This window comes from Bacillus sp. FSL R5-0434 (genome assembly GCF_038004745.1).
Taxonomy (GTDB): domain Bacteria; phylum Bacillota; class Bacilli; order Bacillales; family Bacillaceae; genus Bacillus; species Bacillus halotolerans.
On sequence record NZ_JBBORV010000001.1, the window covers coordinates 3743832 to 3769475 of the forward strand.

Below are 25644 nucleotides of genomic sequence, written 5' to 3' on the forward strand. Positions count from 1 at the left end.
CCTCCTATTGCTGCACCATCTCTCCGAACTGTGCATGATGCAGTCTGCTGTAAATACCGCCGGCTTCGATCAGTTCCTGATGCCGCCCTTGTTCCTCGATACCGTTTTTTGTCACGACGACAATTCTGTCCGCATGTTTGATCGTCGCCAGTCTGTGGGCGATCACCAGCGTCGTGCGCCCCTCCGACAATTCTTGAAGCGCCTTTTGGATCGCCGCTTCTGTTTCCGTATCAAGGGCGGAAGTTGCCTCGTCCAGAATCAGGATAGATGGATTTTTCAAGAACATCCTCGCAATTGAAAGGCGCTGCTTTTGCCCGCCGGAAAGTTTTACGCCGCGTTCTCCGATGACAGTGTCCAATCCATCCGGCATGTTATTGACGAGTTCTTCCAAGTGAGCCTGCTTCACAGCCTGCCAGATTTCCTCTTCCGATGCATCCAAACGGCCATATGCAATATTCTCTCTCAGTGTGCCCGAGAATAAGAAAACATCCTGCTGCACAACGCCAATCTGCCCGCGCAAGGAAGACAGCGTCATGTCTTTAGTGCTGATGCCGTCAATGGTAATGTCGCCTTCTGACGCTTCATAAAAGCGCGGAAGCAGACTGCAAAGTGTTGATTTCCCCGCTCCGGACGGACCGACAAACGCTACCGTTTCCCCCGCCCGAATGGTCAGGTTAATGTCATGAAGGACATGTTGATTCTCATCATAGCCAAACGAAACATGCTGATAGCGGATATCACCTTTCAGTCCGGAAACGTCTCTCGCCTCAGGAGAATCCTGAATATCCGGCTCCGTCTCCATCAGTTCCATGTAGCTTTTAAAGCCGGCAATTCCCCGCGGATACATTTCAATAATGGCGTTAATTTTGTCAATCGGCCGAAACAGGACATTCGTTAATAGCACAAACGCCACAAATTCTCCGTATGACAAGGAGCCTCGGATGACAAACCACGTACCGCACAAGAGGACAAACAGCGTAACAAACCGTGTCAGCATATAGCTGATGGAGCCGTTTTTCGCCATGATTTTATATGATGACAGCTTAGTGATGCGGAATCGCTGATTGTTGACAGCAAAGCGCTCTTTTTCAAACGATTCATTGCCGAACGCCTGAACGAGCCGGATGCCGCCGATATTATTTTCTACCCGCGCACTGAAGTCTCCGATATCCTTGTTCAGCGTCGTAAACGCTTTGGTCATTTTTTTATTGAAGTAAAGCGCAAGCCAAATGACAATCGGCATGATAATAAACGTCAGCAATGCCAGCTGCCAGTTGATAAACAGCATAACCCCGAACGCCCCGAGAATCGTCATAATGGCGATGAACAAATCTTCTGGACCGTGATGGGCGACTTCGCCGATGTACATTAAGTCGTTCGTCAGCTTCGACATTAACGTTCCCGTCTTGTTGTTGTCGTAAAATTTGAAGGACAGCTTTTGCAGATGGTCAAATAGCGACTTTCTCATATCGGTTTCGATATTGATTCCGAGCATATGCCCCCAATACGTGACGACATATTGAAGAGCCGAGCTGAGCGCGTAAACTGCGAACAATCCGATTGAGGTCGCGATGATCAGGCCCCAGTCTCTCCCCGGAAGCAAGGTATCAATAAAATAATTGACGATTAAAGGAAAACTCAGCTCCATTAAGCCTCCTGCGATCGCCGAGAAAAAGTCGAGAAAGAACAATGTTTTATATGGTTTATAATACGCAAAAAATTGCCGCAGCACTCTATCTTCCCCCAATGCATTAATAACTGATAACATTTCTCAATTATACTATACACTGGCTGTTTTGAAAGACAGTATTTCTTTTTTCTTACAGAACACTTGAAAAGAGACGGGCAACTGATTCCTTTGTCCGGTCAGCCATTCCTCTTTTATAAAAACCGACAGGGCTAAGTTTCTCACTTTCCAGCATATCCTCTTCGAAATGGTCTTCCAAGGTGCGGATCGCTTCGGCATCCGTGAAAAAAACGTTCACTTCAAAATTGAGCTGAAAGCTGCGCATATCCATGTTTGCGGTTCCGACTGAGGCAAGATCGCCGTCAATGATTATCACTTTTTGGTGCATGAAGCCTTTTTGATAGGAATACACCTCAATCCCTTCTAGAAGCAGCTCAGGGAAATACGATCTCGACGCGTATTGCGTTAAAAAGCTGTCATTCGTCTCCGGCACCATAATCCGCACCTGAACCCCTTTTGTCGCCGCGGCTTTCAAAGCCGTGCGGATGGATTCATTCGGGACAAAATAAGGCGTGGCGATCCACACAGATTTCTGCGCTGTAGAAATCATTTCATAGTAGAGGTCACTCATGCTTTCCTTCATGTCAGGCCCTGTCGCGACAATTTGATAAATGCCTCCTCCCTCCACGGGGACTGGCGTATTGTATTCTTTTTGATCAATTAACACTTCATTAGAGACATATTCCCAATCCAGCATAAAGATGGCGTGAAGCGTTTGCACAATTTCTCCTTCCAGCCGCAGATGAGTGTCTCTCCAAAAACCGATAATCGGGTCTCGGCTGATATATTCCTTCCCGACGTTCAATCCGCCGACAAAGCCGATTTTCCCGTCTATGATCACGATTTTACGGTGATTTCGAAAATTCAATTTCTGATTGAAGAACCCGTATTTCAGCGGAGAAAAAGGAACGATGTCCACGCCCGCTTTTTTCATTTTCATAATATCTCTTCCTGCCAATTTGATGCTGCCCGCAGCGTCATATAAAAACCGCACCTCGACACCCTGACGCGCCTTTTCCATCATAATCTCCATCATGTCGCGCCCAAGCATGTCCGATTTGAACATGTAGTATTCGATATGCAGATAAGATTCCGCTTTCCGCATTGCTTTGAAAATATCAGGAAAGGTTTCTTCCCCGTTTTTCAAAACCTTCACCTTGCTTTTCGTGTTGATATTCATATGTGAAGCCCTGATGGAATAGGTAAAAAACCTTTCTTGATTGTCCTTCAATCCGGTCACTTCAGGCGTTTCCTCCATGTCAAACTGCTTTCGAAGCTTCTCCCTGTTGTACATTCGTTTTGTTTTAAACAGCTTTCCTTTTACATACAGCTGTCCGGAAAACAGATAAAACATGTAGCCCGCGATCGGAAAAAAGACTAGAATATGTATCCATAACAGCGTGTGCTGCGATGTTCGGTTTTCAAGGATTAACGAATAAATGCTGAACAAAATAATGCCGGCATAGCAAAGCAATCCTCCGTAAAACTGAAGCCTGGAAACCGGAAAAACCCATATGACGTATGCCCCGATGAGCATGATATATAAAAAGAAAAACTCCAGTCTCCTTTTCAGCATTTGTCCCCTCTCCATTCCGATCCGATTACCTTCGTATTTCCTCTTATTTCTAACCTTTAAACCTTTCTATGAAAAAAGCCTCTCCGCACACGGGGCGGAAAGGCTTACGAGGAGGCTTCCTGTGATTGGCCGGAAGTAAAGTTCTTGAGCAAATCTGGCTTCAGCGAGTAGCTGCTTTTGATTTTATGCTTAAAGAAGCCGACAGCCAATCCCGTGATGGCAATGGACAGGATGGAGCAGAGGCCTTTTTGCAAACCGACGGAAAAAATGCCGGCCAGCACAACGGCGAAATCGAAGGCGAAATTAACCGTCCCCGGATTCCACCCGTATCGCTTTTGCATAAATAAAGCGAGAATATTGGCGCCGCCAAGAGATGCCTGATAATAAAACATGAGCGACAGGCCGAACCCGATCAATGCTCCGCCGCAAATCGCGCCGGCAAACGGGGAAAAAGAGACGGGCGGAAGCCAGTGATCGACGCTTGTAAAAAAAGTCAGTGCTGTTACTGCAAATATGGTGGATAAAGTGAAGCTGGCACCCATTCTGATAAAAGAAAAGACATAAAACGGGATATTAATCAGAAAGAAGATAATAGCAAACGAGGAATGAAACACGTACGTCAGGCTTAGAGAAAGGCCGGCTGTGCCGCCGGTTAATACATGAGAATGTCTGAGAGTCAGAACCCCGGCGCTAGTGATGAGGCAGGCAGTTAAAATGAGGAACATCCGTTTCATTCTTCACTCTCCTTTTTCGAACATATTGTTATTTCCAAATACAAAAATATCAGTATTCCTTGCCGCCAAGCAATTGTCTTGTAAGAAAATATCTTAGGTTTTTATTTTTTCCTATAATGTGAAGAGAAGATGAGAAATCCCCCTTTTTGGCAAAGGGGGATGGTTTTACGGATGCTGTATGTGTCGTTTCGAACGCTTGCGATATACGACATAGCTGCGGGTCAGGTATTTGAGCGGCAGGCTGAACACGTGAACCAATCTCGTAAATGGCCACATGATAAAAATGACGTATCCCATGAGAATATGAAGCTTAAACCATAGCGGAACACTCTCCATTAAAGAAGCGTCCGGCCTCAACAAAAAGATCTGCCTGAACCACGGCCCGACTGTTGTCCGGTAATCGAACCCTTTCGAATCAACGTTGAGAAATGTGGCTGCAACGCCCGAGACCATCACAAACAGCAGCAAAAACAGCGTGAGAAAATCGGAGGGCGAGCTGGTTTTGCGGATCCTTTTGTCAAACAGCCTTCTGTATGTCAGGATGAAAAGTCCAATTACTGCAGCAATTCCCGCCGGCAAGCCGACGCCAATCGCCATTTTGTGATACACGTGTTCTGTGATGCCGATTGCACGATATACACCTTCGGGGATGAGAATGCCCATAACGTGTCCGCCGATAACAAACAGCATCCCCCAATGAAAGAGCGTGCTGCCCGCCGCAAGCTTTTTCTTTTCTAACAGTTCGCTTGATTTGGCGGTCCAGCCAAACTGGTCGTGCTGATAGCGGTAAATATGCCCGCCGATAAATATCGTCAATACCATATACGGCATAATGACCCACAGGATCTGCCCGCTCATGTCCGAACAGCTCCTTCGCTGCTTTCACACAAGCCGATTTCCTCAAGCGCGGTAAGCAGTGCATCCAGCAGTACGGCATATAAACTTTGGTTTTGATCTAAACGGGATGTCAGCTCCCGCAAATTAGACAGATACTTCTCAAATATGCTCTTTGTTTCCTTCATCTCCGCAATGGCGGCGAATTCCAGCATAAGCGGCAGGTAATCGGGAAGCTCTTTGTCTGTCGGGAGGAAGCCGGATTGCTCATAAGTGTTCTTTAACTGCAGCAATTCAATGCCGCGTTCCCTTTGCTCGCCTGAGTTAAAGTAGGTGACATACATATTCGTTTTTTTCCCGAAGTCAAACGTGTATACATAATGTTCAATCAGGGCCTGCTGGGAAAAACATGCTGATGACTTTACAAAGTGAAGCAGTTTCTCCCGGATATGCTGATTTTCGATTTCATTGATCAGATCTTCCCATTCGGGATGTTCCGCTCTCCACTCTTCATCCGGATACGAAAGAAGATAAGAAAGAGCCGAGAATGTGATTTGCCGGTCTGTGGTGTTCATCGTGTTACACCTCATTTTTCTTTGGTTATATACAAGAGCCGGGACCGCCTGAAAATGATAAGCCGCAGCTCCCTTGTTCAGCGTATAAATCAGAAATGTCTTCACGGTGGCTGCTCGGAATCACAAATCGGTCATCGTATTTTGCGATCGCAAGCAGCCGATACATGTCTTCAATTTGCTGTTCTGTTAAGCCGACACTGGAGATCAGTGCCGGGTCGATGGATTTATTCGTCTGGACCGCTCTCATATACTGGCGCATGACAGACATTTTCTTTAATGTGGACCGAATATGATTTGTATCACCGGCCGTTAATAGCTGCGCCAAATAGTCAATCGGAATCCTCATTTGGTCGATAGCCGGAAAAATGTCTTCCGCTGTTTGCCGGCTTCCCTCTCCTTCAAAGAGATTCATGATCGGACTCAAAGGAGGAATGTACCAAACCATCGGCAATGTCCGATACTCCGGATGAAGCGGCAGGGCGATTTTCCAGTCGATGATCATCTTATAAATGGGCGATTGCTGTGCAGCCTCTATCCATTCTGTCGGGATGCCCTGTTCTTTTGCTTGTTTAGCAACCTCAGGATCATTCGGATCAAGAAACACTTCTAATTGAGAATGATAGAGATCCTTTTCATTTTCTGCAGATGCCGCTTCCTCCACCTTATCCGCGTCATACAGCATGACGCCCAAATAACGGATTCTCCCCACACATGTCTCTGAACAGATGGTCGGCAGTCCCGCCTCCAAACGCGGAAAGCAGAGTGTGCATTTTTCCGCTTTGTTCGTTTGCCAGTTAAAATAGACTTTTTTATAAGGACAGGATGAAACACAGTATCTCCATGAACGGCAGGCATTTTGATCCACGAGCACAATGCCGTCTTCCTCGCGTTTATACATGGCGCCGGACGGGCAGGACGAGACACATGCCGGGTTGATGCAGTGCTCGCAGATGCGCGGAAGATACATCATAAAGACTTCATCGAATTCTGTTTTGATAGACTCCTCCATCTTTTGAACGTTCGGATCTTCAAGTCCCGTAATGTGGCCGCCCGCCAGATCATCCTCCCAGTTCGGCCCCCATTCAATATTCATAAAATCTCCTGTCAGCGACGATTTTGGCCGCGCTACGGGCTGATGTTTTTTCTGCGGACTGTTAGTCAGCGTTTCATAATCATAGTTCCAAGGCTCGTAGTAATCATCAATGGTTGGCTGATTCGGATTATAGAAAAGATTTGCAAGACGGTTGGTTTTCGGGCCTGATTTCAGCTCGAGCTTTCCTTTTTTTAAGGTCCAGCCGCCTTTATATTTGTCCTGATCCTCCCATTGCTTCGGATAGCCGATACCTGGCTTTGTTTCTACATTATTGAAATACATATATTCGGCACCGGAACGGTTTGTCCATGTGTTTTTGCAGGTCACGCTGCACGTGTGGCAGCCGATGCATTTATCTAAGTTCATGACCATTCCGATTTGCGCTTTAATCTTCAAGCCAATCGACCTCCTTCAGCTTGCGGATGACCACATTCAGATCGCGCTGATTCCCCGTAGGGCCATAGTAGTTAAAGCCGTAGCTGAGCTGGGCATAGCCGCCGATCATCTGTGTCGGCTTAACGTGAATCCTTGTCGGACTGTTATGGGTGCCTCCGCGGTTATTGGTCAGTTTTGTGCCGGGCACGTTGATGTGGCGGTCTTGGGCATGGTGCATAAACGCCATTCCTTTTGGTATCCGGTGAGACAGAACCGCTCTGGCTACGACAACACCATTTCGGTTAAAGCATTCAATCCAATCGTTGTCTTTGATATCCGTATCTGCCGCATCATCTTTATTCATCCATACTGTCGGCCCGCCGCGGAATAGCGTAAGCATCGGCAGGGAATCAAAATACATGCTGTGCACGGACCATTTATTATGCGGCGTTAAATAATTGAGAACGATTTCTTTGCCCTCTTGATCTGGCCGTTTGCTTAAGAAAGGGCGATGCTGGAGGATCGGTTTAAAGGTCGCCATCGTTTCCCCGAACTCCATCATCAGCTCATGATCGACATAATAGGATTGTCTGCCTGTCAGCGTACGCCAAGGGATTAATTTTTCCACATTTGTCGTAAACGGCGAATACCTGCGCCCGCCTTTTTCCGAGCCTGTAAATGCCGGAGATGTGATCACCGTTTTGGGCTGAGCCGTGATTTGTTCGAACGTAAAGCATTCTTCCTCCCGCTCTTCAGCCAGATCTTTCAGCTTCAGATTCGTGATGTCTTCAAGCGATTCCCATGCTTTTACGGCAACTTTTCCATTCGACGTGGACGAAAGGGTTAAAACGGCTTCTGCCGCCTGCTTGGCCTCGCTTATATTCGGACATCCCTTTGCGACACTGTCTGTGGTGACTTCTCCCAGCCTTTTTTTGAGTGATTCGTATTCATCGGCAATCGACCAGCTCATGCCTTTTGTTCCGCTTGGTTTTAAGGCGGCGTTTGGGCCGAGCGCGGTCATTTTATGAAAGATTTGTTTGTAGTCCCTTTCAACGACTTGAATGTTCGGCATTGTTTTCCCCGGGACGGCTTCGCATTCGCCTTTGCTCCAGTCCTTGATTTTTCCGAGAGGCTGCGCCATTTCCTGCATCGTGTCATGGAGGAGCGGTGCGGCGACAGCTTCTTTTACCGGCTTCATATCAACTTCTTCCGCGAGATCGGAGACGGCTTTTGATAAAGCCTTGAAAATATCCCAGTCCGACTTCGATTCCCAAGGAGCCGAAATAGCCGGGGCAAAGGGGTGGATAAACGGATGCATATCAGTGCTGCTGAGATCGTGTTTTTCATACCATGTCGCCGCCGGAAGCACGATATCGGAATACAAGGCGGTACCGGCCATTCGGAAATCGAGATTGATTAACAAATCGAGCTTTCCTTCCGGTGCCTGCTCGCGCCACTTGATTTCTTCAGGACGGATACTGTCGCTGTCGTCATTCATCAAGCCGTTCGTCGTTCCCAAGAGATGCTTGAGAAAATATTCATGCCCTTTTCCCGAACTGGAGATCAGATTCGCCCTCCACACGAACAGGTTTCTCGGAAAATTCGCTTCATTGTCAGGATCTTCAATGGCAAATTTCAGTTTTTTCTCTTGAAGCTGGCGGGCCACATAGTCAGCAACGTCTTTTGTTGTCTTCGCTCCCGCTTTTTCAGCTTCTTTGTACAGGTCAATTCCGTTTTTATCAAATGTCGGATAAGACGGAAGCCACCCGAGTCTTGCCGCCAGCACATTGTAGTCGGCGTGATGCTTGTAGCGGGAGGATGCCGCGATCGGAGATGCTAAGTCACTGACCGGCTGATCCTCGTAGCGCCACTGGTCAGTCGCAAAATAGAAAAAGGAAGTGCCGTTTTGCAGCTTTGGCGCCCCCTCCCAATCCTTAGCGTTGGCGATCGTCTGCCAGCCTTCAGCAGGGCGGAGTTTTTCCTGTCCCACATAATGAGCCCAGCCTCCGCCGTTTACGCCTTGGGCGCCTACTAATAACACAAGATTTAACACAGCACGGTATATCGTATCGGAATTGAACCAGTGATTAATGCCCGCTCCTACAATAATCATCGAACGGCCCTCTGTATCGATCGCATTTTGGGCAAATTCCCTGGCAATGTTAATGACCATCTCTTTTTTGATCCCTGTCACCTGCTCCTGCCAGGCTGGCGTAAACGGCTCAGGATCGTCATACGAGCAGGCTGATTTTTCCCCGATCCCCCGATTCACGCCGTAGTTAGCCAAAATCAAGTCAAATACGGTTGTGACATACACATCTTCATTGTCCAGCGCCAGTTTTTTTATAGGCAGATCTCGCTCAAGCACTCTGTTCCCCTCATTTGAGAAATAAGGGATTCGAACCGTGCCGATTTCGTCCTCTATGCCGAGCACCGAAAGCCGGGGTTCAATCGATTCGCCTGTTTCTTCATCTATCATGTGCAGGTTCCATTTCTTTTGGCCGTCCCAGCGGGAGCCCATTGTTCCTTGCGGGATCGCGAATGCGCTTGTACGTTCATTCCACACCGCAGGCTTCCACTGATCATGCTCTGTCTGCCGCCCGATGTCCTTTGCATGAAGAAAACGCCCGGCCGTATACACGCCATCCTCTTTAGTTAGAGTGACAAAGAACGGGAAATCCGTATATTGCTTTGCATACTCTATGAAACGCTCTGTCTTCTGATTAACGTAAAACTCCTGCAGGATCACATGACCCATCGCCATCGCAAGCGCGCCGTCTGTTCCTTGGCGGATGCTCAGCCAGTCATCTGCAAATTTAGAGGATTCCGCGAAATCCGGGCTGATTGAGATGACCTTAGCGCCTTTATAGCGGGCTTCTGCCAAAAAATGCGCATCCGGCGTCCTCGTTAACGGCACATTGGAGCCCCATGTGATGATATAGCCTGAGTTGTACCAATCACTGCTTTCCGGGACGTCTGTCTGGTCGCCCCAGATTTGCGGGGATGCCGGGGGAAGATCCGCATACCAATCATAGAAACTGAGCATTGGGCCGCCAATCAAAGACATAAACCGCGAGCCTGACGCATGGCTGATCATGGACATAGCCGGAATCGGAGAAAACCCGATATTCCGGTCAGGGCCGTATGTTATAACCGTATACAGCAGAGAAGCAGAAATCAGCTTCAGCACCTCCGGCCATTCAGCACGCACAAAGCCGCCCTTTCCCCGCGCCTGTTTATAGGACTTCGCTTTATCCGGGTTTTCAACAATTGATTTCCATGCTTCCAAAGGGTTTTGATGAGCCTGCAATGCTTCCCGCCACAAATTGATCAGGACACCGCGCACGTATGGGTATTTCACCCGGAGCGGGCTGTAGATATACCATGAAAAACTGGCCCCTCGCGGACAGCCTCTCGGTTCGAAATCAGGCATATCCGGTCCGGTTGATGGGTAATTCAAGTTTTGCCCTTCCCACGTGACGATGCCGTTTTTCACGTATATATTCCAGCTGCAGGACCCTGTGCAGTTGACACCGTGGGTGGAGCGGACGACCTTATCGTACTGCCATCTGTTTCTGTATACATTCTCCCAATCACGATCTTCATAGGTTGTTTGGCTATGTTTATTTGATTGATGCTCAATAGGAGAGAAATAGTTTAATCTCCTGAACAACGGACTCATTTTCTTTTTTTTCATGAATATTTCACTCCTTCCGAGTCAGGTATTCTAAGTTCACTATATACAGAGGCAGGATGTTTCCTTGTGAACTATGTCACACACTCCCCTTTTTTCACAGAAAGTTCACATGAGGAAGAAGGAATGGAAATACCGAACAAAAAACCCGGTTCCTTTTAGGAATCGGGCTCAGCGTTTTCGTCCTGAGATCTATGCATGTATCGCAAAAACAGCTCATAAGAGAAAAAGACATTTTGCTGGAGCATCACCAGAAAATTCATCTGCAGCTGCGGATAATAGGACATGATTTTCTTTAATATGTAAAAAGGGATATTGAGCATAAGAATGTCTTCGGATGTTCGGACTGAAATGAATGGAGATAAGAACATCCCGCCTTTTTGATCAATGGGAAACACATCGCCTTTTTCCCACAGCGCCACGGTTTGCGACCCTTCAGGCAGCCTGCTGTCAATAAAACGAATACTGCCTTTTAATACAATATAAATGGATTGAGAATGGAGAAAAGATGGATCCTGATCACATGAACCGCGGATAAACGTCCCGTTATTCAGCAATGTTTCGACAATGGATAGAGGCACTTCATTAAACATAGGAAGTTGTTTCAAAAAAAATAAATAGTCACACTGATTCATAGGGAAGCCTCCTGTGCTAAGGATACCTTTAGTGTAGCCCGGCCGATCCATGACAGCAGTGATGTATTTCACAGTGATATGATGAATGTCACTTATTGGCGGTATTTTTGCTTTTATAATGAAACAAGAAAGGAGTGTTTCGATGAAGGCGCTTATTCCGAAGCAGCACGGCGCTTGGGCCATGCTGCTGATTCCGTTTTGCCTCGGTATGGTGAAGGGAGGAGCGGTTCTTTGGCATATCCCCCTATTTTTGGGCTGGCTTTTTCTTTATTTGGCTGTTTATCCTGTTACGCTGGCATTAAAAAAGAAACAAATCAAACCCTATCAAAAGTGGATAATTTCTTACAGTTTTCCAGCCTGCAGCTTTTTGCTAGCCGCCGTCATCCATAAGCCGTCTTTTATCTGGCTTGCCTTTTCTTTGCTGCCGCTGTTTCTCATTCATGTGTATTATGCCCGGCAAAAAAATGAACGAGCGCTGCTGAATGATTTTGCGGGCGTCTTATTCTTTTGTACAGGCGGACTCGCCAGCTGCTGGCTGGGGACGGAGACTCTTGACGGCTGGGCATGGTTTATTTTCACACAATCTGCTTTGTTTTTTATCGGAAGTTCATTTTATGTGAAGTCGGTGATCCGGGAGAAGAATAATAGAGTATTTGCTTACTGGTCGTGGGGCTATCACCTGATCCTCCCCTTACTTTCCGCAGCTCTCGGAGGTGGATGGGCCGTTCTCGCCTTTATCCCCAGCAGTTTGCGTGCATGGTTTTTTCATGGAAAGAAGTGGCCTGTTCAAACGATCGGCATTCTTGAAATCGTCAATGCGTGCTTCTTTTTCGCCATCATGTGTATTTGGCTAACAAGATAAAAACAAGGACACATTGCTGTCCTTGTTTCCTCTTAATCAATATTGCAAATCTCTAACGGGCAATTTTCGCACTCAATCTCACACCGTAAATAGTCCCGCTGATGCAGTACAATCTTTCCGGAATCCTCTATTGAAATAACCCCTTGTTTGCGGAGATCACCCAGCATGCGGTTGACGCTCTCTCTTGCAGCCGCGCAAAATTTCGCCAAATCCTGGTTTGTCAGGGCAATGTTAATGAGAATGCCGTCACTCCGGTTCACCCCATAGCTGTTTGACAAGCGGATGAGGGTGGAGTAGAGCGCCCCTTTTTTGCCATGAAGAAGAAGGTCTCTGATTTTGGATTGAATTTTGCGCAAATGGGTGCTCATCCATTTCATAAATTCAAATGTCAAAGCACCGTTGTGGATAAGTTCCTTTTCAAGTCTGCTTTTATTGATGACGAGCACTTCGCCATCCTCCAGCACTTTTGCACTGAGCATATATCTCGGTTCTTCTGTGAAAAGTGTTAATTCACCGACAATATCATTTTTTTGGCAGATTCTAAGCGTCAGGTCTTTGCCGTCAGCCGTCAGCTTCCCGATTTCAATGAGTCCTGACTGAATCAGATAAAGCTCTTCTGCATCCATTCCTTCTCGAAACAGGTATGTGTGTTTTTCGATTTTTCTTTTTGTGCTGATGGATTCCAGCAATTGATGAAGATCACTGGAAATAAGATCCTTATCAGATGTTCGAACAGAGAGAAAGTTCATGAGCTCACCTCGAAGAAAAGTCACGTTGTGTATCTATTGTAACGTGAAATCATTTGCGCTTTTCAGAAAAAACTTACAATCTCGTGAATTCCCCAATCGCCGGCGGCCCGTCAGTTTACGCTGTGCCCGCTTCTCTCTGTGTGTGTTTTCATTCTTTCCTGCCAATACATCCATATGACAATGACAAAGCTTGCTAACGCGACTTCCGAAAGCGCCATAAATCCGATGGCGTATTGTCCCGTCGCCTGAAATACACTCGCCAGAATCAGCGGAGGGAAAAAGCCGCCTAATCCGCCCATGGCAGACACAACTCCGTTGGCGATTCCCGCCTGCTTAGAAAAATAGAAAGGAACCAGTTTAAAAACCGTCCCGTTTCCAATCCCGGAGCACACCGCAACCGTTAACGCCCCAAAGGCATAAATGCCGATTGTCGGCGAAAACGACAGGATGACGCCCGATAATGTCAGGCCGGCAAAGACAAACATCAGGATGCGGAGCGGACTCACTTTATCAGCCAGCCACCCGCCCGCCGGCCTGAGCAGCGTGGATACAGCAATAAAACCTGCCGTACGCAGCCCGGCATCCGCAGGACTCAGATCAAACTGCTCAACAAGAAAGTTTGGCAGATAGATTGTAAAAGCGACAAAGGCGCCAAACGTAATAAAATAAAAGAGACTCAGAAACCACAGCACATGATTTCGGTAAACGGCTTGGATTTGAGTCTTTACGGACACCTTCACTTTCTTCTCATGCCGGTCACCGAAGAAAAAGTGCAGCAAAGCAAATAAAGCCAGCAGAGCCATATACATTTGCACCGTACTTTTCCACCCCGCCGCTTGAGCAATCACGGGAGCTGCAAATGTAGTGATCGCGGTTCCGATATTCCCGGCACCATAAATACCGTTTACAACGCCATGTTTTTCTTTAGGATAGTACTTCGGAAGAGATGTAACCCCAATGGAAAAAACGGCTCCCCCAATCCCTAAGAAAAAACCGCCCGCGATTAAATCAAACAGGGAATCTGCAATACTGATCCAAAATACAGGGAATAAAAGCAATATAAAGCTGATCATAAAAATGATCCGCGCGCCAAACCTGTTGGTCAAATACCCCAGCGGAATGCGGAGAAGCGATCCTAATATAACGGGTATGGCCGTTACCAAGGAAATTTCGCCTTTGCTCAAATGAATATCTAATGTGATTTGGGAAATAAGTGACGAAATCAGCACCCAAACCATAAACCCTGCCACCAAGCTTAATGACTGCAGCGATAATTGAAAGTGTTGACGGTTAATCATTCGGCTTGCCCCTTTCACTGATTCAATAATCAGCCTTATCATACAAAAACTCGGCGAGGAAGATTGTGAACTATATCACACGATTTTTTAACAAAAAAGGACAAAGCCCTCTGGCTTTGTCCTTTCAGCTTGATTACATTTTTTCAGGAGCCGATACGCCGATCAATTGAAGCGCGTTGTTCAGCGTGATTTGCGTTGCTTTCATTAAAGCTAAGCGCGCACGGCTTTTCTCTTCGTTTTCAGGGTCGATGACTTTCTCCGCATTGTAGAAGCTGTGCAGAGCTGAAGCCAAGTCATAAATATAATTCGTCACACGGTGCGGAATTCGTTTTTCCGCCGCTTCCGCCACTGCCTCTGGGAAACCGCCGATTGTTTTCAGCAGATCATATTCTTTTTCTGATTGAATAGGGCTGAAATCAAGGTCTGCCGCCGGCTTAAGTCCTTGCTCTTCCCCTTGGCGAAGCATGCTGCAAATGCGGGCATGTGCGTATTGCGCATAATACACAGGGTTTTCGTTAGATGTTGATACAGCAAGATCCAAGTCAAAATCCATATGCGTATCAGCGCTGCGCATCGCGAAGAAATAACGCACGGCATCAAGGCCGACTTCGTCAATCAGGTCGCGCATCGTTACCGCTTTCCCCGTCCGTTTGCTCATTTTCATTTTCTCGCCGTTTTTGTAAAGGTGCACGAGCTGAATGATCTCTACTTCCAACGTTCCTTTTTCATAGCCAAGCGCTTCGATTGCCGCTTTCATACGCGGGATGTAGCCGTGGTGGTCGGCGCCCCATACGTTGACCAGCTTATCAAAGCCGCGGTCAAGCTTGTCCTTATGGTAGGCGATATCAGGAAGCAGGTATGTGTATGTGCCGTCCTTTTTGATCAGTACGCGGTCTTTGTCATCTCCGAACGTTGTGGAACGGAACCAAGTCGCACCGTCTTCCTCATAGACATGGCCTTTCTCACGCAGCGCGTCCAGCGCCTTATCGATTTTTCCGTTTTGGTACAGTGATGTTTCAGAATACCACACGTCAAACGGCACGCGGAAGTTTTCCAAGTCTACGCGAAGCTTCTCCAGCTCGTATTTCAAACCGTACTCACGGAAAAATGCGAGGCGTTCGCTTTCTTCTTCGTTGACGAAACGGTCGCCGTATTCCTCAGCGAGACGCTTTCCGATTGAAATGATATCCTCACCGCGGTAGCCGTCCTCCGGCATCGGTTTTTCCAGTCCAAGCGCTTCAAAGTAACGGACTTCTACAGAAAGCGCCAGGTTGTTAATCTGGTTTCCGGCATCGTTAATGTAGTATTCGCGGCTCACATCGTAACCCGCTTTTGCAAGCACATTGCACAAGGAATCGCCGACAGCCGCACCGCGCGCGTGGCCTAAGTGAAGGTCCCCCGTCGGATTTGCAGATACGAATTCCACTTGAACGCGTTCGCCGTTTCCGATGTTTGTTTCTCCATACGCGTCTCCCGCTTCCAATACAGACGGAATCAGCTTCGTTAAATATTGATTGTTCATATAGAAATTGATAAAACCAGGACCGGCGATATCAAGCTTTTCAATAGAAGCCTTTCCTTTATCAAAAGAAGCGACAATTTCCTCAGCGATTTGGCGCGGCGCTTTTTTCGCGATTCTCGCGAGCTGCATCGCCATATTTGTTGAATAATCGCCGTGTGTTTTATCCTTCGGTGTTTCTAAAATGACATTTGGAATCTGGCTTTCTTCAGCCAGTCCCGCTTTCAGAACGGCTGCTCTGATTTCTTCTTTCAGCACGTCCTTCATCTGTTCCGCAATGTTCATGCGTGAGTTCCTCCCTCATACGTGATCGTCATATTATGTAAATGCTGCTGCTCGTCTCCGACATGCATATCATATGCGATACTGATACGGCCTTGTTCTTCGCCGAGATCAGATTGAATCGATTTTGTGCTCGTTTTCAGCTCAAGCTCACCAAATGACATTTTATATTTGGCGATTGTGGAAGCTCCAGTTACGAAACGCTGGTTCATTTTGACAGCGCCTGATCTCATGACAAGCACTTCGCCTTCGCTTACTTTTACAATCGTTTTCACTTTGCCTAAGTCGTGTTCTTCATAATAAGATAGATACACTTTATTCTGTTTCACATAGTAAAATCCGGTAGTGCGGAATTCGATCACTTCTTCGTTTCCGTCATCCTCGATCACAGATTTCACATGGATTGTTATCGGTGTCTCTTGCTTCATTCTGACACGTCCTTTTCATCTTTCCACTTTGACTTGAATAGTATAATCATTCGGTTTGTAAACTTCAACTGCTTCTATCTTACCATCATTGCTCATCAGATTTGAAGATAAACCTCAGAAAAAGCAATTCCTTTATAGAAGAGAAAATCATACCACTGATTACCTTTAGGAAATATTACATTTTTCCGAATTCTACCGTTTACAATTCACATTTTCTTCAAAATATATGTATTGAAATGGTAATTTGATAGTTTTAATATAAAAGTACATCAAAGATCTGCTAGAAAAACAAAAAAAGGGAGGATTCAATTATGAAAAAAGCTGTCATTGTAGAAAACAAAGGTTGCGCGACATGCTCAATCGGAGCCGCTTGTTTAGTGGACGGACCTATCCCTGATTTTGAAATTGCCGGTGCAACAGGTCTATTCGGTCTCTGGGGATAAGGTTCCCCGGAAAAGGGCATAGTAAATTACTATGCCCTTTTTTAACTAAAATACAAATCTTAACTAAAATCTACTTCTTGGTTATACATACACAGTGATTTTTATATTTGAATCATATGTATAGGGGATGGTATTTTGTTTATAGAGAAGATGTTTCCATTTATTAATGAAAGTGTAAGAGTCCACCAGTTGCCTGAGGGCGGTGTGCTGGAAATTGACTACTTGCGTGATAACGTCTCGATCTCTGATTTTGAATACTTAGATCTCAACAAAACGGCTTACGAGCTTTGTATGATGATGGACGGTCAAAGAACGGCTGAACAAATTTTAGAAGAGCAATGCGCAAAGTATGATGAGTCGCCGGAAGACCATAAGGACTGGTACTATGACATGCTCAGCATGCTTTTGAACAAGCAGGTCATTCAGCTTGAAAACCGGGCCCGCTTTCACAAAATCGCCACCAGCGGAAGCAATGAATTTCCGATGCCGCTGCATGCCACCTTTGAGCTGACGCACCGCTGCAATTTAAAGTGCGCCCACTGCTATTTAGAAAGCTCGCCGGAAGCGCTCGGCACCGTATCCATTGATCAATTTAAGAAAACGGCTGATATGCTGTATGATAACGGCGTTTTAACGTGTGAAATCACAGGCGGCGAAATTTTCGTCCATCCAAACGCCAATGAGATTCTTGAATATGTGTTAAAGAAATTCAAAAAAGTCGCCGTCTTAACCAACGGAACTCTGATGCGAAAAGAAAGCCTGGAGATGTTAAAAGCCTATAAGCAAAAAATCATCGTCGGCATATCACTGGATAGCGTACAGTCCGAAGTGCATGATTCATTTAGAGGGAGAAAAGGCTCTTTTGCCCAAACCTGTAAAACGATAAAATTGTTGAGTGATCATGGTATTTTTGTCAGAGTCGCCATGTCGGTTTTCGAAAAAAACATGTGGGAAATCCACGACATGGCCCAAAAGGTGCGCGATCTCGGGGCGAAAGCGTTCTCTTACAATTGGGTTGATGATTTCGGAAGAGGCAGAGATATTGTCCATCCGACGAAAGATGCCGAACAGCACCGCAAATTTATGGAGTACGAGCAAAATGTCATTGATGAATTTAAAGATTTGATCCCGATCATTCCGTATGAAAGAAAACGTGCGGCGAACTGCGGCGCCGGCTGGAAATCTATTGTGATCAGCCCGTTCGGAGAAGTACGCCCGTGCGCACTCTTCCCGAAGGAATTTTCATTGGGAAATATATTTCATGATTCATATGAAAGCATCTTTGACTCCCCTCTTGTCCATAAATTGTGGAAAGCGCAGGCGCCGCGGTTCAGCGAGCATTGCATGAAAGACAAATGCCCGTTCAGCGGCTATTGCGGAGGCTGTTACTTAAAAGGGCTGAACTCCAACAAATACCACAGAAAAAACATCTGCTCCTGGGCAAAAAATGAACAATTAGAAGATGTGGTCCAGCTTATTTAGGAGGGAAACAATTTGTCACCAGCACAAAGAAAAATGTTACTGTATATCCTTTCATTTATTTTTGTCATCGGCGCGGTCGTCTACTTCGTAAAAAACGATTATTTGTTTACGCTGATTTCCATCGCCATCGCCATTATTTTCGGTATGCGCGCGCGGAAGGCTGACTCGCGATGAGCATTTTGGATATACACGATGTATCCGTGTGGTACGAGCAAGACAACGTCATCTTAGAAAACGTAGATTTACATTTAGAAAAAGGCGCCGTTTACGGACTGCTTGGGGTAAACGGCGCCGGAAAAACGACGCTGATCAATACGCTGACCGGGGTAAACCGCAATTTCAGCGGACACTTTACGCTGTGCGGCATTGAAGCGGACGCCGGCATGCCGCAGAAAACATCAGATGAGCTGAAGATTCGCCGCTACTTTGCTGCCGATTATCCGCTTCTATTTACAGAAATTACGGCGAAGGACTATGTTTCTTTCGTTCATTCTTTGTATCAGAAAGATTTCTCAGAGCAGCAATTTAACAGTTTGGCTGAGGAATTTCACTTTTCCCAATACACAAACCGGAGAATTTCCGAGCTGTCCCTCGGCAACAGGCAAAAGGTTGTGTTGATGACCGGGCTATTGCTCGGGGCTCCCCTGTTTATTTTGGATGAGCCGCTTGTCGGCTTAGATGTGGAGTCAATAGAAGTCTTTTATCAGAAAATGCAGGAGTATTGCAAGGCAGGCGGAACGATTTTGTTTTCTTCCCATTTGCTCGACGTGGTGCAGAGATTTTGTGATTATGCGGCCATCCTTCATCACAAACAGATCCGGAAGGTCATTCCGATTGGAGAGGAGACTGATCTTCGGCGTGAATTTTTTGAGGTGATCGGCCATGAATAACCTGTTTCCGATTCTGTCATTGCTGTTCAAACAGCTTTACGGCCGCCAAGGAAAAAAAGACGCCATTCGCATCACCGCAGGGCTTGCCGTTCTGGCCTTGTTTGAAATCGGGCTGATCCGCCAGGCAGGCATTGATGAATCAACCTTAGGAAAAACATACATCACACTCGCGCTTCTGTTTATGAATGCGTACATGGTGTTTCTCTCTGTTACATCCCAATGGAAGGAATCTTACATGAAGCTGAGCTGTCTATTGCCGATCTCTTCCCGGAGCTTCTGGCTCGCTCAGAGTGTGGTTTTGTTTGTTGATACTTGCTTGAGAAGGACGCTCTTCTTTTTCATATTACCGCTGTTCTTATTCGGAAACGGAACGCTGTCAGGAGCACAAACTCTGTATTGGCTCGGCAGATTTTCGTTTTTTACTGTCTATTCGATTATTTTCGGCGTTTTGTTAAGCAATCTTTTCGTCAAAAAAAGCAGAACGGCACTCCTGCTGCATGCGGCGGCATTCACCTGCGTGTGCTTCAGTGCGGCTTTGATGCCCGCCGTGACGATCCCGCTATGTGCGATTCATATGCTCTGGGCTATTGTGATTGACTTCCCTTCATTTTTGCAGGCGCCTCAGCAGCAGAGCAAAATGCATTCTTTTATGCGGACATCAGAATTTTCGTTTTATAAAAGAGAATGGAACCGGTTTATTTCCTCCAAAGCGATGCTGTTAAATTATATCGTGATGGGGGCATTCAGCGGCTTCTTTTCGTTTCAGATGATGAACACCGGCATTGCCGATCAGCATGTCGTCTATATCGTAATTAGCGCTCTCCTGCTGATCTGCTCACCGATTGCTTTATTGTATTCTCTTGAAAAAAATGACCGGATGCTGCTGATCACGCTTCCGATTAAACGCAGAACGATGCTTTGGGCGAAATATCGCTTTTATTCCGGTTTATTGGCCGGCGGGTTTATTTTGATTGCCATGATAATGGGCTTGATCAGCGGCCGGCCGATTTCACTTTTGACTTTTTTGCAGTGTATGGAATTGCTGCTGGCGGGGGCTTATATTCGGTTAATTTCAGATGAAAAAAAGCCGTCCTTCAGCTGGCAGACGGAGCAGCAGCTCTGGAGCGGTTTCTCTAAATACCGTTCCTATGTATTTTGTATTCCTCTTTTTTTAGCAACTTTAACAGGCACTGTTATTTCCTTGGCAGTCATTCCGATTGCCGGGCTGATCATTGTCTATTTACTGCAAAAACAGGATGGTGGTTTTTTTGATACAAGCGGAAAAAGAGAACGGCTTGGAAGTTAACCTGCTGACGACTGATCAATTTTCAACCATCTCGATCGCCGCGAGCTTTCTGAAGCCGATCGAAAGCGCGGCGGAACCTGAAGAAGAAACGATCTATTTTTATGGCGCGGCTGCACACCAGAAGCAAAACATCATCGACACTTTCGGCTATGCCGCCGGCCGCCGCTTCATGTATTCAGCAAATCTCTTTTTTGACCGGCAGCTGAAAACGTACGGGACCCGCATGATTCATCCGTTATATGCTGAGGGATTTCATACAGATGCTGTTCTGAACACCTTTGTTGACATGTCCTCCTTTCCGGCTTCTCTTTCTGCCAGCGCAGCGGAAAAGGCAAAAGCTGAACTGCTGCTGAAAATGGAAAAGACATTCGCTGACCCGTTCTCCTATTCAGCAGCCCGTCTGGCGGAGGAAGCCTTTGGAAACCCGATGTACGGCACTGCCATGTTTGGCCGGAAAGACAAGCTTATGGCTGTGCATCCTAAACGTTTTCTGGATGCGTCGGAATTTATCGCTGATTTATTTTCTCAGCAGAAACAGCTGAACATATTAGGAAACATACAGTCCTGTGATGTTCAGGGACATGCCCCACAGGCGTCTGCCATGTCTGCTGTAAGAAAACCCGTGAATCAGAATATTTTCGAAACAGAGACACGCAGCACAGCAGGTCCGTCCGTTATGACACTTGGCTTTGACTGCGGGGACATGAAAGATGTCCGAGATTATTTAGCCATGCAGCTGATAGACGGATTGCTCGGCAAGTACGGCCATTCCGCTTTATTTCGGCATTTTCGCGAAAAAGATCTGGCCGTTTATCATGTGATCACCCGCTATGACATCATGAGCAATATGCTGCTTGTTTCCGTATGCACCGACCAGCTTCATGAAAACGAGATTCCTCCAAGAGTTTTGGAAGCTGTATCGCATTTCCATGCGGATGAACCGGAATTAAAAAAGGCACAACAATTTTTAATCAATGAAATCCTGCTGCAATTTGATTCTCCTGAAGGACTCTTAGCCTATATGGGAATCCTGCGCCGTTTCTCTTGCAAAAAAGAAGACCTGCTGGACAGCATCTCAGCGGTCACGTGCCGCGATTTGCTGCAATTCATCAAAAATCTTACATATATTGGAGCTCATGTAGTAAGGGGATGAGAGAGATGGAAAAGGAAGCCTTTTTTCAACAGCTGGATGAACGAACCGATATCAGATACACAGACAAGGGAATGAAAATATTCAGGTTACAATTTCCCCGCGCCCATTTAAGATTGTGCAATGTCAAAACCGGCTTTGGAAGCCGGGATATCCGCTTACAGTCAGAAACCGGCGGCCGGATGCTGCCATATGGCACAGCGCACTTTTTAGAACATCTCCTCTTTTGGCATAACGGCCGGAACCTGTATAGTGATTTTTTTGAACACGGCGCTCTGTTGAATGCGTTCACCACTTACACTGATACAAATTTCATGTTTACCTCATTGCCGGATCGGCTCAGACAAACCATTCCAATCCTGCTTGACGCTTTATGGAACCACTCGTTTGACGAGCAGATCATTGCTCAGGAAAAAGCCGTGATTACAAGTGAAATAGAAACGGCGCTTCTCAACCACCAGCTTCATTACCATTATCAGCTGATCCAGATGCTGTCTCCTGCCTCACCAGCCGCAGTCTTCCCCGCAGGCAGAAAAAAAGACATTGAGGCTCTGACGATCTGTGATCTGCAGGAAGCCTATGCTGCCGCCTACCAGCCCCATCGGATGACGCTGTTTCTGATTGGCGGCCCAGAAGATGCGGAAACTCTTTTGCCTTCTCAGCTGAGGCTGGAAAAGCGCTCTGGCAGCCGCTCTGACAGAAAGATCGTCCCTGCGTGCCCTCCCCTCTCACCAAAAGAGGTAAAGGGTGATCTGGAGCGGCCGGAAGACACTTGGACCGGAATACAAATCGGGGCGCTCCCAGGAGAAAACGGACTTTTGACCTTGAAGCTGTACTGGGACATTGCCTCTCGCATCCTGTTTCACATGGATTCGCCGTTTTTTCAAGAGATCCGGCAAACGTACCGCTTGAATATCCAAAGCCTATCAGCGGATGTTCGCTTATCAGAGGATGGCGGCTTTTTGATCCTTCACAGTAAAGGGGCGCATTCTTCCGCATACATCGATGTGGCATCTTACTATATCACGCAGCAGAAAAACCGTACCGAAGCCTGGCTTGAGTACGGCAAGGATTCTTTAGTCAACGCGATCATCTATGACAGTGATTACGCGCGTAAATGCTTTGAATGGGCGGCGGAGTGTGAACAGTACGATTGCTCGTTTCTCGGCCTTTACCGCACCATTCAGCAGATGAATTTTCATGATTTCTTGGCTCTCATTGAAGCAATGGTTTCTTCTAACAAAGCAGTCATTCATGTACCCCAGAAAGAAGTGATGAGACAATGAAAAAAAGCACTGTCTTTACTTTATTATTGCTGCTTGCGGCCATGGCGGCTTATTCCTTCGGCTGGTTTCACTCAGGTGCCGAAGCCGCAGGCCAATATGTACAGCTGATCAAAAATGACGCTGCCCGCCTTGGGCTGTTGGCTTGTGCCGCTTCCGTACTGATGCTGCCCGCCTTTCTCTATCTTCACTACGTGACACAATCTGTCAAAAACATGACAGCAGCTTTTCAGAAACTCACACAGTCTCATCAAAGCTGCTGTGACTTTCAGCATCGCAAGCTGTGCAGCCGTTATGCCGACGATGTAAAATTGCTGCGCGACAGCTATAAGGGCATCCGCCAATCATATGTGATGGCTGCTGTATTGTATCAAGTCATCGTTTTCGGCTGCATGTTCGAAATCGTCAAGGCCGTTCCCTTCAGCTTTCACACGCCCCCTTCCATTACAATGGGGCTAGCGGTGTTACTAATTCTGTATTTATTGTTTTATATGCGAACGTATTTTCTTCAGCTATTCCAGCATGGAAACCTGTTCCGAAAAGTGCTTGTGGGAGCGCTGACAGGAGCCGGGATTGGGTGGATGCTCAGTTTTACTATAAGTGAACTGCTGTTTCTGATCATCTTAGCTGCCATCCAGCAGATCGGATCTTTTGTTTATAAACGAATCTCTTACCGCAGCCCTGCTTCTCTCGATCTATAAAAACATCTACATCGCAATCGTGGACGGACCGGCGCCAACCGGAATGACCGTCACGGCTGAATCATCACTCGTGCGGTACACGGTCACTGCATTGTCGCCGGGCTGTGCCGCGTAAATGTATTGATTGTCGGGCGTTACTGTAATGTCATAGACATTAGGAAGAGACACGTTTGCGATGATCCTTTGTGCGGCAGTATTAACGACATATACATTGTTAATGAGAAACGGTTTACTATAAGGCTCTAGAAAATAAGCCCTAGTACTATCCAGAGAAAATACAATTGTCCTCAAAGTTTCAAATAGACGGTCAAAGTCACCTCCCCTGCTCAAGGGTGACAAACTGATCTCTGTTACACCCTTCGGCACAGTTCACCATTCATCACGTCTGTACTCCATGTAACCGCAGAGACTGCTTCCGCAGGATCAACGACAAACCCTTCAATCGGCACTTGAAATGGCACTTCACGGCTGGCATCTTCATCACAAAAACAGAAACAATTTTCCTGTAAAACAGAAAAATCATTCTTTTTCATGATTTCACATCCCTTTTAGAAATGCATAGTTGATTAAATCGCAATGTCACTCGGTGAAACGCCAAGCGATATGACAGTTTCCACAGAATAATCATCCGTGTTGTAAACAGTGATGCTTTGCTCTATAAAATTTGTTGCATACAGAAATTCGCCATTTGGGGTAAACGCAAAGTCTCTTGCCGATTGCGGAAGATTTCCTATTACGCCTGCACCACTTGGACTGACGGAATATAGATTGTGAGTGAAATCATCAAACAAATACACCCCTGATCCGCTCTTGAACATTCCATATTCACCCTCATACTCCAGCTCTTGGGTGCTGCTGATCGTAAATGTATTTAAATCAATCACCGTCAAATAATTGAAAAAGAATTCTTGTTCTAATACATAAAGGTAACGTTCCGGCCAACCCGTTTCTAAGGCATTTACGATAAGGTCCCGTTCAATAGTTCCTGTCACTTCACCTGTGTTTAAGTCCAATCTTTGCACTGAACCGAAACCAAGCAGATACGCGAACAATCCATTTGGATCAATTGCAACATCAAAACCTTCAAAAGGAATAGACCTTTCAACAGTTAAGGTTTCAATTCCTATCACGTATATGGCACCACCGGCGACAACATAAAAAAATTCGTGTCCAGGTATAAAAGATATGGATTCCGGCGGCTGATCCAGCAAAATAGAAGCTGTGACACTCAATGTGTCTTGATTGATGACAGTAATGACACGATCATAGTAATGCAAAACAAACACAGAGGTGTTATCTGGCGTCTTTTCTACCCTTGTAGGTTGGTATGGAAGAGAAATCGTCGTCACAACAGCATGAGTGTTTGTATCAATCACAGAAACCGACTGATCATCTGGATTCGCTGTAAACGCATAAACAGGCTCCGGCTCCGGGGAGAGCACAATCGTTCCCGTCACCGATAAAGGACTGCCGTAAAATGGCGGGACGACAACAAGGTTCTCGATCGTAATGTCACTGACATCCGGACAATCATCCGGTTCATCAGAATAATAGACAACTTGATCGATCTCTGCATTGTGAATGACAGAAATAGCCCCCTCCCCTTGTCCATATTGGTTTCGCACAGGTGAGACACTGACAAGAAGCGTAACGGTTCCCTGCAGGCGGACTGCAAATTGAACACCGATTTCATCAGGCTCAGGCCCCGTCTCAATTAAGCAACGTTCACTGACACAAGAAAGGCTGTCTGCATTCCACGTGACGTTTGCAACAGCTTCAGCCGGATCAACGACAAACCCCTCAGGCAATTCAATCGGCGCTTGAAACATCGCTTCACGGCTGGTTTCTTCCTCACAAAAACATAAACAATCTTGTGCAGCTTCTGCTTTTTCTTTAAAGGAAAGCTTGTTTTTCCTCATTTCATCACTTCCTTTTCAGACATACACTGCTCACGCAGATACAACAGAATATGGAAGGTGAATGTGTTT

22 protein-coding genes and 1 pseudogene are annotated in these 25644 nt (G+C 46.4%); 9 read left to right on the forward strand and 14 right to left on the reverse strand.

Translation table 11 applies throughout. The annotated features are described in order from the left end of the window. Window positions 1–4: 4 nt before the first annotated feature. The 8 genes from NYE43_RS19515 to NYE43_RS19550 form a co-directional block, all read right to left on the reverse strand. Window positions 5–1732 (reverse strand): ABC transporter ATP-binding protein, encoded by a 1728-nt coding sequence (locus tag NYE43_RS19515; protein ID WP_095712801.1) that lies wholly within the window; start codon window positions 1730–1732, stop codon window positions 5–7. 88 nt (window positions 1733–1820) lie between these two features. Next, on the reverse strand, window positions 1821–3323 hold the full coding sequence (cls, locus tag NYE43_RS19520; RefSeq protein ID WP_341062450.1) for a cardiolipin synthase: 1503 nt from the start codon (window positions 3321–3323) through the stop codon (window positions 1821–1823). A 104-nt stretch (window positions 3324–3427) separates the two neighbouring features. Beyond that, on the reverse strand, window positions 3428–4057 hold the full coding sequence (locus tag NYE43_RS19525; protein ID WP_213418093.1) for a YitT family protein: 630 nt from the start codon (window positions 4055–4057) through the stop codon (window positions 3428–3430). Between the two features lie 165 nt (window positions 4058–4222). Beyond that, window positions 4223–4915, reverse strand: coding sequence for a respiratory nitrate reductase subunit gamma (narI, locus tag NYE43_RS19530; protein ID WP_101859809.1), 693 nt, complete (start codon window positions 4913–4915; stop codon window positions 4223–4225). Continuing rightward, window positions 4912–5466 carry a nitrate reductase molybdenum cofactor assembly chaperone gene (gene narJ / locus NYE43_RS19535; RefSeq protein WP_103671864.1) on the reverse strand — a complete coding sequence of 185 codons (555 nt, stop codon included), beginning with the start codon at window positions 5464–5466 and terminating at the stop codon, window positions 4912–4914. The genes narI and narJ overlap by 4 nt, the downstream gene beginning before the upstream one ends. Before the next feature lie 25 nt (window positions 5467–5491). Beyond that, a complete protein-coding gene (narH, locus tag NYE43_RS19540; RefSeq protein WP_024123204.1) occupies window positions 5492–6955 on the reverse strand; it encodes a nitrate reductase subunit beta in 1464 nt (487 codons plus the stop codon). Further along, complete coding sequence (locus tag NYE43_RS19545) at window positions 6945–10631, reverse strand: nitrate reductase subunit alpha (RefSeq protein ID WP_341062452.1); 3687 nt, start codon at window positions 10629–10631, stop codon at window positions 6945–6947. The genes narH and NYE43_RS19545 overlap by 11 nt, the downstream gene beginning before the upstream one ends. Before the next feature lie 155 nt (window positions 10632–10786). Then, entirely contained in the window at window positions 10787–11263 is a 477-nt protein-coding gene (locus NYE43_RS19550) for a Crp/Fnr family transcriptional regulator (RefSeq protein WP_024123206.1), read from the reverse strand. Between the two features lie 142 nt (window positions 11264–11405). Here NYE43_RS19550 and NYE43_RS19555 point away from each other — a divergent pair, with 142 nt between their 5' ends. Then, on the forward strand, window positions 11406–12125 hold the full coding sequence (locus tag NYE43_RS19555; RefSeq protein WP_341062453.1) for a YwiC-like family protein: 720 nt from the start codon (window positions 11406–11408) through the stop codon (window positions 12123–12125). 32 nt (window positions 12126–12157) lie between these two features. Here NYE43_RS19555 and NYE43_RS19560 read toward each other — a convergent pair whose 3' ends face one another. The 4 genes from NYE43_RS19560 to NYE43_RS19575 all read right to left on the reverse strand — a co-directional run bounded on the left by NYE43_RS19560 (window position 12158) and on the right by NYE43_RS19575 (window position 16401). Beyond that, window positions 12158–12874 (reverse strand): Crp/Fnr family transcriptional regulator, encoded by a 717-nt coding sequence (locus NYE43_RS19560; RefSeq protein ID WP_101864901.1) that lies wholly within the window; start codon window positions 12872–12874, stop codon window positions 12158–12160. A gap of 110 nt (window positions 12875–12984) precedes the next feature. Beyond that, a complete protein-coding gene (locus tag NYE43_RS19565) occupies window positions 12985–14172 on the reverse strand; it encodes a nitrate/nitrite transporter (RefSeq protein WP_341062455.1) in 1188 nt (395 codons plus the stop codon). Between the two features lie 133 nt (window positions 14173–14305). Further along, on the reverse strand, window positions 14306–15976 hold the full coding sequence (gene argS, locus NYE43_RS19570; RefSeq protein ID WP_024123210.1) for an arginine--tRNA ligase: 1671 nt from the start codon (window positions 15974–15976) through the stop codon (window positions 14306–14308). Next, on the reverse strand, window positions 15973–16401 hold the full coding sequence (locus NYE43_RS19575) for a DUF1934 domain-containing protein (protein WP_024123211.1): 429 nt from the start codon (window positions 16399–16401) through the stop codon (window positions 15973–15975). Before NYE43_RS19575 ends, argS begins: the two co-directional genes overlap by 4 nt. Before the next feature lie 311 nt (window positions 16402–16712). On the opposite strand from NYE43_RS19575, the gene sboA reads away from it, so the two are divergent. From sboA to NYE43_RS19615, 8 genes are all read left to right on the forward strand, one after another. Next, the gene (gene sboA, locus NYE43_RS19580) at window positions 16713–16844 is read left to right on the forward strand and encodes a subtilosin A (RefSeq protein WP_003222002.1); all 132 of its coding nucleotides are present in this window, start codon (window positions 16713–16715) and stop codon (window positions 16842–16844) included. Between the two features lie 135 nt (window positions 16845–16979). Beyond that, window positions 16980–18326 (forward strand): subtilosin maturase AlbA, encoded by a 1347-nt coding sequence (albA, locus tag NYE43_RS19585; protein WP_326374007.1) that lies wholly within the window; start codon window positions 16980–16982, stop codon window positions 18324–18326. Between the two features lie 12 nt (window positions 18327–18338). Next, window positions 18339–18500, forward strand: coding sequence for an antilisterial bacteriocin subtilosin biosynthesis protein AlbB (gene albB / locus NYE43_RS19590; protein WP_101864905.1), 162 nt, complete (start codon window positions 18339–18341; stop codon window positions 18498–18500). Next, a complete protein-coding gene (locus tag NYE43_RS19595; RefSeq protein WP_024123214.1) occupies window positions 18497–19216 on the forward strand; it encodes an ATP-binding cassette domain-containing protein in 720 nt (239 codons plus the stop codon). Before albB ends, NYE43_RS19595 begins: the two co-directional genes overlap by 4 nt. Further along, the gene (locus tag NYE43_RS19600) at window positions 19209–20522 is read left to right on the forward strand and encodes a hypothetical protein (RefSeq protein WP_024123215.1); all 1314 of its coding nucleotides are present in this window, start codon (window positions 19209–19211) and stop codon (window positions 20520–20522) included. Before NYE43_RS19595 ends, NYE43_RS19600 begins: the two co-directional genes overlap by 8 nt. Next, the gene (locus tag NYE43_RS19605; protein ID WP_341062748.1) at window positions 20512–21675 is read left to right on the forward strand and encodes an insulinase family protein; all 1164 of its coding nucleotides are present in this window, start codon (window positions 20512–20514) and stop codon (window positions 21673–21675) included. The genes NYE43_RS19600 and NYE43_RS19605 overlap by 11 nt, the downstream gene beginning before the upstream one ends. 5 nt (window positions 21676–21680) lie before the next feature. Continuing rightward, window positions 21681–22958 (forward strand): M16 family metallopeptidase, encoded by a 1278-nt coding sequence (locus NYE43_RS19610; RefSeq protein ID WP_341062460.1) that lies wholly within the window; start codon window positions 21681–21683, stop codon window positions 22956–22958. Further along, the gene (locus tag NYE43_RS19615; protein ID WP_326323589.1) at window positions 22955–23656 is read left to right on the forward strand and encodes a bacteriocin biosynthesis protein AlbG; all 702 of its coding nucleotides are present in this window, start codon (window positions 22955–22957) and stop codon (window positions 23654–23656) included. Before NYE43_RS19610 ends, NYE43_RS19615 begins: the two co-directional genes overlap by 4 nt. A 6-nt stretch (window positions 23657–23662) precedes the next feature. Here NYE43_RS19615 and NYE43_RS19620 read toward each other — a convergent pair. Together NYE43_RS19620 and NYE43_RS19625 are read right to left on the reverse strand one after the other, a co-directional pair. Beyond that, a pseudogene (locus NYE43_RS19620) lies at window positions 23663–24039 on the reverse strand (YncE family protein); the annotation flags it as partial. Window positions 24040–24222: 183 nt separating this feature from the next. Next, on the reverse strand, window positions 24223–25575 hold the full coding sequence (locus NYE43_RS19625; RefSeq protein ID WP_326323588.1) for a YncE family protein: 1353 nt from the start codon (window positions 25573–25575) through the stop codon (window positions 24223–24225). Window positions 25576–25644: the final 69 nt, after the last annotated feature.